The 13400-nt window shown below is 50.3% G+C and carries 12 protein-coding genes; 8 read left to right on the top strand and 4 right to left on the bottom strand.

The window, feature by feature from the left end:
- Together Q0628_RS09960 and Q0628_RS09965 are read right to left on the bottom strand one after the other, a co-directional pair.
- On the bottom strand, positions 1-304 hold a 304-nt coding region (locus Q0628_RS09960; RefSeq protein WP_298770615.1), incomplete at its 3' end, for a TSUP family transporter.
- Positions 305-315: 11 nt separating this feature from the next.
- Positions 316-1386: a serine hydrolase gene (locus tag Q0628_RS09965; RefSeq protein ID WP_298770617.1), complete on the bottom strand. Its 1071-nt coding sequence runs from the start codon at positions 1384-1386 to the stop codon at positions 316-318.
- 57 nt (positions 1387-1443) lie between these two features.
- On the opposite strand from Q0628_RS09965, the gene Q0628_RS09970 reads away from it, so the two are divergent.
- The 7 genes from Q0628_RS09970 (at position 1444) to Q0628_RS10000 (ending at position 9958) form a co-directional block, all read left to right on the top strand.
- Positions 1444-4035, top strand: a complete 2592-nt coding sequence (locus Q0628_RS09970) for an ATP-binding protein (RefSeq protein ID WP_298770619.1) — start codon at positions 1444-1446, stop codon at positions 4033-4035.
- Complete coding sequence (locus Q0628_RS09975; RefSeq protein ID WP_298770621.1) at positions 4032-5129, top strand: BMP family ABC transporter substrate-binding protein; 1098 nt, start codon at positions 4032-4034, stop codon at positions 5127-5129. Before Q0628_RS09970 ends, Q0628_RS09975 begins: the two co-directional genes overlap by 4 nt.
- Entirely contained in the window at positions 5119-7734 is a 2616-nt protein-coding gene (locus tag Q0628_RS09980; protein WP_298770623.1) for an ATP-binding protein, read from the top strand. The genes Q0628_RS09975 and Q0628_RS09980 overlap by 11 nt, the downstream gene beginning before the upstream one ends.
- A gap of 1 nt (position 7735) precedes the next feature.
- Complete coding sequence (locus Q0628_RS09985) at positions 7736-8269, top strand: NUDIX domain-containing protein (RefSeq protein ID WP_298770625.1); 534 nt, start codon at positions 7736-7738, stop codon at positions 8267-8269.
- Positions 8266-9144 carry a patatin family protein gene (locus tag Q0628_RS09990; RefSeq protein ID WP_298770628.1) on the top strand — a complete coding sequence of 293 codons (879 nt, stop codon included), beginning with the start codon at positions 8266-8268 and terminating at the stop codon, positions 9142-9144. Before Q0628_RS09985 ends, Q0628_RS09990 begins: the two co-directional genes overlap by 4 nt.
- A gap of 138 nt (positions 9145-9282) precedes the next feature.
- Positions 9283-9522, top strand: coding sequence for a DUF1653 domain-containing protein (locus Q0628_RS09995; protein WP_298770630.1), 240 nt, complete (start codon positions 9283-9285; stop codon positions 9520-9522).
- A 16-nt stretch (positions 9523-9538) separates the two neighbouring features.
- On the top strand, positions 9539-9958 hold the full coding sequence (locus tag Q0628_RS10000) for a hypothetical protein (protein WP_298770632.1): 420 nt from the start codon (positions 9539-9541) through the stop codon (positions 9956-9958).
- A gap of 8 nt (positions 9959-9966) precedes the next feature.
- Here the strand turns inward: Q0628_RS10000 and Q0628_RS10005 are convergent, their stop codons facing one another.
- Together Q0628_RS10005 and Q0628_RS10010 are read right to left on the bottom strand one after the other, a co-directional pair.
- Positions 9967-10878, bottom strand: a complete 912-nt coding sequence (locus Q0628_RS10005; RefSeq protein ID WP_298770633.1) for a DMT family transporter — start codon at positions 10876-10878, stop codon at positions 9967-9969.
- A 38-nt stretch (positions 10879-10916) separates the two neighbouring features.
- Positions 10917-12545 (bottom strand): FISUMP domain-containing protein, encoded by a 1629-nt coding sequence (locus Q0628_RS10010; protein ID WP_298770635.1) that lies wholly within the window; start codon positions 12543-12545, stop codon positions 10917-10919.
- A 326-nt stretch (positions 12546-12871) separates the two neighbouring features.
- Between Q0628_RS10010 and Q0628_RS10015 the strand changes: the two genes are divergently transcribed.
- On the top strand, positions 12872-13400 hold a 529-nt coding region (locus tag Q0628_RS10015), incomplete at its 3' end, for an aminotransferase class I/II-fold pyridoxal phosphate-dependent enzyme (protein WP_298770637.1).

Genomic DNA, 13400 nt, shown 5'->3' on the forward strand with positions numbered 1-13400 from the left:
CGCCAATGCGTACTAAAAAGCATGCTCCGATGAGAGCGCCGAGAATTGTAGGTGTGAGCAGCTGAAAGAAGATACGCTTGTTCAGGTAGCCGTGACGCGCCAGGTTGAATGCGCTGCTGAAGTTTCCGATGATGAGCCCGATGCGGTTCGTGCCATTAGCCACGGTAGCGGGAAGCCCGAGAAAAATCATGATGGGAAGACTTAGCGTAGAGCCTCCGCCTGCAATGCTGTTGATAAGGCTTACGATAGCGCCTAAAACGAAGTAGGCGGCGTAGAGGACTAGAGATGTGATGTCGAATTCCATCGCGCCCAAATTTAGAAAAATGCATCGCAGAGCTTGGCGCGGAAGGCGTGAATACGGTCGGCGCTTGCTTCTCGGTGCGGATAGGTAAAGTTGCTGAGCAGTACGACAGCGGCTCCCTTGTCGGGATCGGCGACGATGCTTGCTCCGGTGAATCCCGTCTTGCCGAAGGTATGCGGTGAAATGTGGGTGCCCATGAACTTTTCGCTGTTCAGTTCCCAGCCGAGAGCGGTGCAGGCTTCCTTGGCGGTGGAGTACTTGTTTGCCGTATCGAGCGCAAAGGCGTTCTCGCTGACCATTTTCAAGATGCCCGCAGGCATGACCCGCTTACCGTCTGCGGCGACGCCATCACTTAAAATAGTTTGTACAAAATTAAGTAAGTCGGGCACACAGCTGAACATGCCGGCGCTGCCAACAGGGAAAAGCTTGCGCAGTACCCAGGCGCTTTCGTCGTGGATTTCGCCCTGGATCTCGCGGTTCCTGAAACTACAAATTTCGGTCGGTGAAATTTCTTCTTTCGGAATAGGGTTCCAGTCGCGGGTAAGCGGGTCCCAGCCAGAGCGGTTCATGCCCAGCGGAATAAAGAAACGTTCGCGTCCCTGCTGTTGCAGGTCCTTGCCAGTGAGACGCTGTAGAATGATTCCGAGCAGCACGCTCGCGGGGTTGCCGTAGTTGAAGTCGGCTCCGGGTTCATGTTCGAACTGATACGTGTATAGGGCATTCAGAATGCCTTCGGCGGGGAGCGTGCGCAAAGTTTTCATGGGTACGCGGTAATCGAGGCTGTGCGTAAGCAGATGAAAGATGCGGATGTCTTCGCGAAAATTTGTCTGAAGTTCAGGAATGTAGTCTATGGCCTTGGTGTCTACCGAGAGCTTACCTTCGAGAATGTAGCTGAGGGCGAGCGTAGATGTGGGGCATACCTTGGTGAGACTCGCAATGTCGAAAACCGTGTTTTCAGCCGTGTCAAGCGTCAGAATTTTATGCGAACCGTCGGGGAGCAGGAATCCGGCTACAGCCCTGCTGAAAATACCTTCGGCCTTGGCGGTCTCTAAAAGACCGGAAATCTTCTGTTTGTCAAAGTTCATACCCCTAAAATACAAAAAAGGAACGCTCTTTCCGATTTAATCTTATATTTTACTTGTATGTTCTTTAATAAGAATGAAAAGTTTTTACGGGTGCACTTTGTCGCCGTCATGGTTTTTCTCGCCATCTGTTTTGCCGCTTCGGTGGTCTATATCGTATTGTCATCTATATCGTTCGTCCGGGATAATACGGCAAAACTTGAGGAAACGATCAATAGGGACAATTCGGTCACGGTCAGCAATTTTTTGAAACATGGTGAAAAAATCCTGGATTTAACCTGCAAGTCGGTTGACGCGATGCTTGCGGATAGCATGTCACTGACCCAGGTCGAAGATTTTTTGGCAAAGGAAACGGCTCGCAATTTTGAAATGCGCGAGCAGGGAATGGGGGATTTTTACGGATTTATCGATGGCGCCTTTATCGACGGCATGAGATGGGTGCCGGCTGCAGGGTATCTGGCATCTCACCGTCCGTGGTATAAGGAGGCCCTGATGTCCCAGGGCCGTGTTGCATGGATTCCTCCGCATGTCAATTTGCGAAACAACGAGGTGGTCATCACGGTAAGTCAGCGACTTTCTGACAGAAAGAACGTGCTTGCGCTGGATCTGGACTTGAGGGTGCTGCAGAATAGTATGCACCCGGTGAGTAAAAATGACTGGTGGATGGTTCTAGCCAAGAATGGCGTGGTTATGGCTCATTCCAATGTGACTCAGCTGGGACTTGACTACATGTCCTCGGAATTTTGGGAGTCGTCGGAAGGTCATGTTGCCCGCGAAGTCCTACTGTCGAATGAGAAACCCTTTTTGATAAAGAAGGGAAATAAGCGCTACCGCGTCCATTCAGCGCTCGTGCGCGAAAACCTGTATGTCGTTCGTGTTGTAGAGGAACCTACTTTTATTAGCGGTGTTCTCGGACTCATCGCAAGACAACTGCTTTGTGCGCTTGGCGTGATTGTTTTGATTGGTTTGATGTTCGTCATGATTTATAGGGCGCTTATGCGGGAAATCCGCATGAATCATGCCAAGTCGTTGTTCCTTTCGAACATGAGCAGTGAAATAGGCGTGTCGGTTAATGGTATTCTCGGCCTCAATTCCATTTTGATGAAGGAAGTCCGCGATGACGGACTTCGTGAATATGTCAAGAACATCCAGATGGCGACGCAGGGTTTACGTTCCCTGGTGAACGATATTCTTGAGGTTTCCAAGATTGAATCGGGAAAACTGGAAACGGTGCCGTCGGGATACGACGTGTTCACGGTGCTGTCGGAATGTTTTGATGCTTTGTCGCCGCGTGCCTCTGCAAAGAATCTACGCTTTTCGCTGGAATGCGACTCCGACCTTCCCTGTTGCCTGTGGGGGGATGAAAAGCATATCAGACAGATTATATCGAATTTGCTCTCGAATGCAATCAAGTATACCGAAGTGGGTGAAGTTGTATTGTCTGTCGGTTTCGATGCGGTGCCGTCGGCATCGGTGCAGAAACCCGAAGATTACATCATGCTCAAGATTTCTGTGCGCGATACGGGTATCGGTATCCGGGAAGAGGATTTGGACCGCGTCTTTAATGCGTTCCTGAATATTGGACGCGGTAGTGCCAAGGCGCAGGCGACGACTGGACTGGGACTGAGCCTGACGAAGGAACTTGTTGAGAGGAGCGGTGGAGAAATTACAGTCAAGAGCCGCTTTGGCGAGGGAACCACTTTCATGGTGTCTATTCCGCAGCTCGTTTTGAATATGGAGCCCATCGGCAACTTTACTGCCCGTTACCGGAGTTCCGCTCACCAGAAAAAGAATTCCACCGAGATGCTGTTCGCTCCCGAGGCCCGCGTGTTGATAGTCGATGATGTCGACATGAATCTAAGAGTCTTCCGTGGCATGCTCAAGGGCACCAAGATCCAGGTGGATACGGCTATTAACGGCTCCCAGTGCCTAAAGCTGGTTCAGTCAAAACGCTATGACCTGATTTTCCTGGATTATGTGATGCCGGGAATGGACGGCTCCGATATACTCAAGCATATCAAGAATCTTGAAAACTGCGTAAACAGGGATACGCCCATAGTCGTGGTTGTTCCCGAAGCGCTTATGGAATCGAGGGAATCGTACTTGAGTCTCGGCTTTGTCGATTACCTGTCAAAACCGTTCAAGGAACAGGACCTGTTCCGTATATTGAAATGGAATTTGCCGGCCCGGTTAATCTTGACGAATGCGGACCTTCAGACGGACGAGGACTACACCTACAAGCCTGTACCGATAACCAAGGAAGAGGAAGATCTTGCCGCGAGTATGGCCCTGTCTGCAAATCAGAAGCTTTCTCTGTTCAGGGGAATCCTCAATACGGCGGCCGGCCTTGAATATTGCGCAAACAATGAGTCGCTGTACCTGGAAATGCTCCAGGAATATGCGGATTCGGATTCGGCAACCGATGTCGACAGAAATTTCCAGGATTCTGACTGGGTAGGTTATATTGCGGGACTTCGCAATCTAAGCGTCATTTCTTCGGCTGTAGGCGCCGAGGAAATGGTGAAGGAAATCGATGCTCTTGAAAATGCCTGTCGTAAGCAGGAATACGACTATGTGCAGAAAAATCATAGGCGTATCATGGGGCTGCTGGCGGAATTGAAGACCAAGATTCGTGAGGGTCTCGAGAAGTGATAAGGCTAGTCAAATTCTTTGCAGCGATTGCCGTTGCATGCCTTGTCGCGATCTTTCTGATGTTGAAGGATTCGAATACAGGTGCGAAGGTGAACGATTCGCCGATGAGAATCGCTGTGGTGATGACGGGACCCCGCCTGGATCATAGCTGGAATGAATCACATTACATAGCCTTGGAAAAAGTGTCTAGGGAATTGAATCTGGAAATTGCATATTACGACAATGTCCCGACGAATTCCATGGCTGAAGAGATTATGGAGCGCGCTATTGCCAATGGGGCTCAGATCGTGATTGCGAACTCCTTTGGATTCGGGGATGCCGTGGCTCGTGTGGCTCATCGACATCCGGAAACGAAATTCTTTCATGCGACGGGGGAGCGTGTTTATCCTAATGTGCTCACTTTTATGGGGAGAATTTACCAGATGTGGTATCTTTCGGGCATAGTGGCAGGACTCATGACGAAAAATAATAGAGTCGGCTACTTGGCGAGCATGAATATTTCTGAAGTGAATAGGGGAATAAATGCCTTTACACTGGGTGTCCGCAAGGTGAATCCCGAAGCTAATGTGTATGTCAGCTGGAGTGGATCCTGGTTTGATGAGAACATGGCCGCGACGGCGACTCAGTATTTGGTGGATACCTGTAAAGTCGACGTGTTCTCGGTGAAAGCGGATGTTAACCGTCCGTATGAGATGGCAGAGGAGAAAGGGGTATGGATTATCGGGTGTAACTTGGATAACAGTCAGCGGTATCTGGAATCTTTCCTGACGGCTCCGATTTGGCATTGGGAAAATTTCTACAGGAAAAAGATTAATGAAGTGAAGCAAAATAAGTTCGTGGCCCGTAGCGAATGGCTTGGTATCGAAAGCGGAATCATGGACCTTGCGCCAATGGCTGCTGCAGTGAGTGATTCCGTCCGTCAAATTGTGGAATCGGAATGGCACAGGCTCGAGGAGCGAACCTTCGATGTCTTTTATGGGCCGATTGAAGATAATCATGGTCGGATACATGTCGGACCGGGTGAGAGCATGACGGACGAAGAAATGCAGCACCGCTTTAACTGGTATGTAAAGGGAGTTGTCGATGGACTTTAAGGAAAGGGGATCGAGAATCCATGTCAAGATGGTGATTTTGATAGCGGCCTTTATGGCGGTTCTCTGTCTTGTGTGTGTCTTGTTACGAATCAGGATGGATGCCCTGCTTATCAGGAGCATGAACATGCAGGTTCAGCAGCAGTCGCTTGTGTTGGCTTCTGCACTCGATTCCAAGATAGAGGCGCATCTTGCTTCTCTAAAGAATCTTGCGAAACAGATTGAAAATGATTGGATGAACATCGATGCAATTCTTGCTCCCGTGAATCGGATAGAGAAGAACGCTCAGTATGGAATTATCGATTTGTATGGTAAGTGCACTTGGGGTGATTCTTCGATGGTCATAAAGCCAAAGGACTTCCAGGGCGTGGTGGAGTCGTTCCGCGGAATACCCTTTGTGAGCTACAACGAAGAGAAGGGTGTTCTTCTGACGGTTCCGATTTTTTCTAACGGAAACGTGAAGGGGGTCCTGTATAAACTCTATTCAGTCTTTAGTGACGAATTGCTGATTGATTTTTCAAAGATAGACAGACAAAGATTTGTTTCTATTCGCGACGGCAAGGGACACTTGCTTATGGGCGAGGCCACAGATGATGGATTTGACGATGCTTTCAAGGTGCTTCGGAAAAAATTGCAGACATCAAATGTTGCCATAATTCGTAAAAAAAGAAGCAATGGCATCTACTACTATTTTATGCATGAACTCAGTGCGCAGAACCTTTTTGTCTCGGGAGTCGTGCCTGAAAAAAGCCTAGGGCTGAATGCGGAAAAGGTGCCTTCACTAGTGTTCAAGGTTGTGGGTTGCCTAATATTGTTCTTTGCAATGAGCATGGGCATAGTTTTCTTGATTTTCCGGCAAAATTATGAGCGGAACCGTCGGCGACTGCTGGAGGAAACTCCCAAGAAGACTTCCGAAGTGGACTACAGTGTGTTGAGAGTCATCGGTCAGGAACTCCGCATCCCGATCGGGAACATTCTGGGCGTGAACACGATTCTTTTGAAGGAAAACAAGGACCCGACTATCAAGGAATATGCACGGAGTATCCAGAGTGTGGGTATGTCGCTATTGTCGCTGGTGAACAATGTTGTCGATCTTTCCAAGATGGAAGCCGGCGACATGGAACTTGTTCCTGTTCAGTACAATCTGTTCTCGGTTCTTAGCGAAAGCTACGATATGCTCAAGTTGAGGGCAAATGACAAGTCGCTCCATTCGGAAATTGAAGTGGACCAGACCATTCCTACGGAGCTCTTCGGTGACGAAATCCGCGTGCGGCAGATTATCAACAATCTGCTTTTGAATGCGGTAAAGTATACTGCCTCGGGGTCGGTGATGCTCAAGGTTGATTATGAACGCATTGCCTCGGAACCTCATGGTTCGAACAGGATAAATCTGATTATTTCCGTACAGGATACGGGTATCGGAATTCGTGACGAGGAATTGAATAATCTATTTATCGCTTTCCGTCACAGTGAAACGGTGGGTACTTTGTCGGATGCCGGTACGGGCTTGGGACTTTCGTTGACCAATAGTCTCGTCAATTTGATGGGGGGCAAGATTACGGTGGATTCCGCTTACGGCAAGGGTTCCACATTTACAGTGACCATTCCGCAGGTAGTCGTGAAGAATGAATCCATGGGTGATTTCGAAAGGCGTTACCGCGACTATGTCATTGCGACAGAAATTCAGAACCGTAGGTTTTCTGCCCCAGGTGCCATGGTGCTTGCGGTCGACGATGTACCGATGAATTTGCGCGTGATGGCGGGACTTCTGAAAGAAACTGATGTCAAGTTGGAAGTAGCGAATAATGGCATGGAAGCTATGGAAAAAATCAAGCGTAACCATTACGATGTTATTTTCATGGACAAGGATATGCCTATTATGGATGGTGCGGAAACATTGTCTATTATAAGGAGCTTGGCGGATCATCCCAATACTGAAACTCCGATTGTTCTGATGACATCGAATTCGATTCCCGATGCGCGAGAAATATGTGTCAGTGAAGGTTTCTCGGATTTTCTAGTCAAACCTGTCCGCGAAGAGTCTCTAATCATGATGCTGCATAAGTATCTGCCTAGTGAAAAGGTGAAATTCTTCAGTGATACCGACGATGTAAATGATGCCCAGAATACATATTACAGTTCCCTGAATATTGCCGTGCCGCTTGTGGCGAACAATGTGGAAAAGGATTCGATTCAGGAAATGTCGGATGCCAAGGTTGCCGAAGAGACGATGAAACATATGGGGCGAAGTTTGCCGGAAGATTTGGAAAACCTTGCCGAAACCGGTTTGGCCGATGTAAAACTTGGCCTGGATTGTTGCGATGGTGACGAAGGTTTGTACCGTCAAAAGCTTCGTGAATATTCCGTGAGCGCGATGGACCTTTCGCTGGAACAGTATTACAGGATCGAAGATTACGAAAACTATCGTATGCTTGTTCATTTGCTCAAGGGAAAATCGCTTGCTCTCGGGGCGATTGAAATCGCGAGTTTAGCTAAATTGATGGAAAATGCTTGTAATTCCGGCGATTACGAATACCTTAGGGCTTCGCATGCTAGATTGATTCGAGAATACAGAAACTTTGTAAAGGTCTTGAAGGAATTGATTTAAAATGGAAGAACAGATTGACGTTTTGAATATGGACGGAACACCTTCGGGATATTCCTGTGGCCGTACGAAAATACATGCCGAAGGTTTGTGGCACCGTACGGTGCATATTTGGGCTTTTGACGGCGAGGGGAAAATTCTCTTTCAGTTGCGGAGTGCTCAAAAGGAAAATAATCCGGGACTTTACGACACGAGCTGTGCGGGACATATTACGGCTGGAGATTCGAGCCTGAATGCCGCCGTGCGCGAACTTCGCGAAGAACTGGGCGTAACTAAGAGTTCGCGCGATCTCGAATATGTATTCGAGGCAATACACAAGAGTGTATTGAACGGCGGCTCGTATCTGGACAATGAATATTACGATGTTTATAAGATCGTTCTCAGCGACGAAGAAATCCAGTCGCTTGTACCCCAGCCGGGCGAAGTCGATGGATTTGTGTGGATGACTCGCGAACAGTTTTTTGCAAGACATAAGCTGCACCCTGAAAAGTTCGTGAACCACCCGAAGGATTTCCTGTGGCTGATGGAGAATGTATGATGACGAAATTTTATAAGGATACAGCCCTCGTGCTTGAAGGCGGCGGAATGCGTGGCGCCTACCTTTCGGGCGTGCTCGACGTGATGCACGATCACGGCCTCAAGTTCGGCGGCTATGCCGGGACATCCGCGGGTGCCACGCACCTTTGCAGCTACCTCTCGGAACAGCGCGAAAGGAATAGGCGCATCGATGTCGTCCATTCGGCGAGCAAGCGCTACATGGGCTGGGGGAACCTCATCCGCACTGGTGAGTTTTTCGAGGTGGATTACTGCTACAGGCAGATTCCCTATGTTATAGACCCGTTCGATTTCGAGAAGTTCCGCGAGAATGCGGCCGAGTCCGAATTCTACGCTGCGGCATCGAACCTCGAGACGGGCGAGGCAGCCTACCTGCTGACCCGTGACCTCGACACGTCCGAAGGCATGGACAGGATTCGTGCGTCGGCCTCGCTTCCGCTGATGAGCCACATCGTGGAAGTTGACGGCATGAAGCTCCTGGACGGCGGTGTCGCCGACAGCATCCCGTTCGAAATCATGGCGAAGAAGGGCTTTGAAAAGCAGGTCGTCATCGTGACGCAGCCCGAGGGCTACGTGAAAAAGCCGAACTCGCTTGTTCCCTTGTTCAAAATCGTCTATCGCAAGTACCCAAAGTTTATCGAGGCGGCAAGGACGCGCCATATACGCTATAACGAGTGCCTAAGGACTCTAGAAGACTGGTGCAATCGCGGGACCACGTTCCGCATCCGCCCGAGTGAAAGTTTCGACATTTCGCGCCTCGAAAAGGACAAGTCCAAGCTTGCGCGGCTCTATGACCTTGGCGTAAAGGACATGACCGCCCTCATGCCGAGGCTGTTGAATTTCTTAGAGAGTAGATGACGTGTCATTCTGAGCTATACGAAACTAAGAACTTTAGTTCTCAAGTTGAGTTATGCCCTTTGGGTAGGAGTGAAACGTTATAATGCGTCATTCTGAGCGGAGTGAAACGGAGTCGAAGAATCTAGTCGAGAAGAACCTATGTCTAAAGCAATTGCCGGTCGCAGGTACCGCCATTACAAGAAAGATACGATGATCTATACGGTCGTTACCGCCGATGCCCTTGACTGCGAAACGGTCGAGCCTGTCGTAGTGTACCGCAGCGAGTACGAGACTCCCGACCACCCGAAGGGAACGCTCTGGGTGCGCAATCGCAATGACTTCGAAAGCGAGGTGACGCTTGCCGATGGAACGGTCGTTGACCGGTTCACTGAAATTTGATAGAATGGGAGGAATCATGAAAAATATCCATACGACAATCTTGTGCCCGCTCACCTTGGGCGCTTTACTTTCGACCATGATGCTCGCTTGCGATGATAGCTCTAGCGCATCTGCCGCGCAGGAAGATCCTGTCAGCAGCGCATCGCAAGATGAAGTGCTGAGCAGTTCTTCGCAGGAAGTTCTGCCGCTCAGTTCCGAGGCCGCCATAGACGATGCTCTTTCTAGCGAAGCGCTTCCCGAAAGTTCTGCGACACCTGAAAGTTCTGCCGAGGAGGAATGTTACGATGGTTCCGCCTCCATTGACCTTTATAGCGTGGAACGGATTAATTTTTCGTGCCCGAACAGTATGACCATGTACAATCATGATACCTGGACATACTATAAGTGCGACGGGTCGACCGTTGTCGAAATAGATATGCCCCCTTGCAGCCTGTAGCGAAAGCTCTATTTTCGTTTCATTTCGGCCATGACCATGCCCGCGACAATCGCTACCGCACCTGCGATGGCGATAGGCGTGATGCGTTCCCCGAGGGCGATGACCGCCGTGATGATGGTGACGAGCGGGATGGCGTAGATGTAGTTGCTAGCGAGCACCGTGCCGAGCTGTTTTAGCACCTTGTTCCATGCGAGGTAGCCGAGCAGCGACGAGAAAACCGTGAGGCAGACGAAGTTGAACGATACGACCGGTTCCGCGAAGTTCTGCCACGGGATGTCGAACGTTTTATGGATGTTGCCGCCTGCCTCGACGAACAGCGCGGGCAGCGACATGAGTGCCCCGTAAAAGAACATCTTGCGGGTTATGAACAAAGTAGAATACACACCGTTGAACTGGCGCACGACCAGCGAATAGATGGCCCACATGACGGACGAGGTGAACGCGAGCATGTCGCCCACGGGCGAAAGCTTCAGGATGAACTTGCCGTTCAGCACCACGAGCACCATCCCGACAAACGTAATCAGGCACCCGACAACCTGCCGCTTGCCGAGGCGCTCCGCCTTGTACAGGATGCCCCCGAAAATCATGGTGAGCAGCGGGTTCGTGCACACGATAAGCGAGACGTTGCTGCTGGGCGAAAGCGTGAGTGCCGTGTTCTCTGCCCAGAAGTAGAGCGTACAGCCCGTGATACCGCAGATGAACAGGATGATTTCGTGCTTCCAGCTCTGGCAGCGGAACTTCTTGTGGGATGCCGCGAGCAAGATAAGGTAGGTGACCGCGAACCGCAGCGTAAAAATCTGCACGGCGCTGAATCCGTGGTTCAGCAGCACCTTCGTGCTCACGAAACTCGTGCCCCAGAACGCAATCGTCGCGATGGCGAGGATATGCCAGAGGGCTATGTTGTTGCGCGCGGGTGTCATCGCGCGCAAATATAGTTTTATTTATTGGATTATACGGGTTATTCCTCGGAATCCTTTACGCAGCGGATGTTGTAATAATTCGACGTACCCCACGCGAAATTTTCATAATCAGATTCGGTAAAAGCAGCTAACCATCTGTATTTGGAGTTATCGGTCTGATCAATCTCGACATCGGAAGTCCAATAGAAAGAATAGCAACCACCCCCCGCAACGCAAAAACCGCGCCATTCGCGGGTATTTTCATCTATGTCTAAGTAATATGGTTCATTATATTTCATTCCGTAGATTAAACTGGTGCAGCTACCTATTCCATCATCATATATTGTTTGACAATCATAAACAGAATGATTTATTTGGTCGTATTCTAACCAAGATGGAAGATGCCAACCATCGGGGCAGACATCATCTACGCTGTTCCACTTGTAGAATTGTCCGTGCTCCTTGCAGTACTTGGTACTGTCATGGTAGCAGAGACTGTTCGATTTCTCGTAGCGCATATTCTCGTTCATCCACATTTGCCCTTTGATTCCAATTGTCCTGTAAACATTTCCGTCGCGGGGATCCTGTATGCTGCCTATATTCAGATGGTCGAAATCGTAGCTCCATCCGGAAGAGTCCCTGTCTGCAACCCTGATAGAGTCGTAGTATGCACCACCTGCGCGCCATTCTTTGAAATAAAATTTTTTGCTCGAATCCGGATCGCATACGTAGTTCGAATACTGGTAACGCGCGCTTTCGCCCTTGTTGTAGCTGGTGCAGCCGCGCTTTATTGCCACTTCCATCGGCATTGCGAACCTAAACTTCCCGCCGTCGCATACGTACTTATTGTACGGGTGGATTACGCCGTTGTCTATGGAGCCGTCTTCTGGGCAGGGCTTTCCGTAGGTATCGTATTCGAGAAGCGTAGAGGGTTCCCATGTCCTGGCCTTGCAGGTAAAGTAGATTCCAGAGTATTTCGCGACCTCGCCACCGCGCGCTTCGATGCAGCCGCCGAGTTCGACTTCTGCGCCGAGTGCCGCACGCCAGCGATTCTTGTCGAAGATGTAGAGCTTCTGCGATACTGCCCCGATCTTGGCTGCGCCATCGGTCGTGTCGGTCCACTGGTAGGTGTCGTATTCCAGAGCGGTCGCCGTCTGCCAGGAGCTGGACTTGCAGATATAGTAGGGGCTCCCCTCGATGGAATCCAGGTGGGCGACTTCGCCTTCGCGGGTGTCCTTGCATTCGCCGAGCCCTTCGACCATCTTGCCGTACTTTTTTATCACGACGCTTATCGTGTCTCCCATGCCGGGGACGTAGTTGCCTGCGGAATCGAACAGCACCGGCGAAACGCCGTCTTTGCCATCGATACCGTCCTTTCCGTCAGTACCGCCTTCACCATCCTTACCGTCCTTGCCGTCGGCTCCGTTTGCGCCGTTCAGTGTCGTCCACTTTTTCTCGTCGCAGTAGAACACCTTGGCGGAATCGGCTACAAAGTATATCAGTCCGAAGTTCTCTGCCGAGCATTCCGGCAGGTCGGCGAATGCGGTCACCCTCTCCATGCCCGTGACCTCATTCGTCATGTTGGTGATGTCGTCTCCTTCGTCACCGCAGCCGGTAAGGATGGTAAAGCAGAGGGAAGCGGCCAGCGGGATAATCCCTGCCGATGTGGGGAGGTTGTTCCTTCTCATTCTATTCTCCATGGATTGATGCCATTGTAAGATAAATATATTAATATGATATCAAAAGGTCTCTTTATTTGAGGATGCAGCTTCTTTTCTCTTTTTTCCATATTCCAAGTTGGAATATGGTGCGTGCCCCGAGTTTATGCAAATATTTGCATAAATGCATTGACAAGATATAGCCTTTTTCTATATTTGCCTATCAAACGGATAGGAATGTTGCGTGATTGTGGCGGCGGCCTGTGGCGAATTATCTTTCGTCTAGGTTGGTGAGCTTCTCGAACCACGTCTTTCGTCTATCTATATTTGGTTTTGAAATTAAACAAGAGGCAAAAATGTCCAAGATCGAAACTTTGTGCGTACAGGGCGGCTGGCAGCCGAAAAACGGCGAACCCCGCGTCCTCCCCATCTACCAGAGCACCACTTTCAAGTACGAGTCCAGCAACGCCATGGCCGACCTGTTCGACCTGAAGGCCAGCGGCTACTTCTACACGCGCCTGCAGAACCCGACCAACGATGCCGTGGCATCCAAGATTGCGGCCATGGAAGGCGGTGTCGCCGCCATGCTCACCAGCTCCGGTCAGGCGGCGAACTTCTTCGCCGTGTTCAACATCTGCGAGGCGGGCGACCACTTCATCAGCACCAGCGCCATCTACGGCGGTACGAGCAACCTCTTCAGCGTTACCATGAAGAAGCTCGGTATCGAATGCACGTTCGTGGACCAGGACGCTAGCGACGAGGAAATCGAGAAGGCCTTCCGCCCGAACACCAAGTGCTTCTTCGGCGAAACGGTCGCAAACCCGGCTGGCAAGATCCTGGACCTCAAGCGCTTCGCCGACATTGCCCACAATCACGGCGTGCCGA

Origin of the sequence: uncultured Fibrobacter sp., assembly GCF_937877005.1 — a bacterium.
Lineage (GTDB): Bacteria > Fibrobacterota > Fibrobacteria > Fibrobacterales > Fibrobacteraceae > Fibrobacter.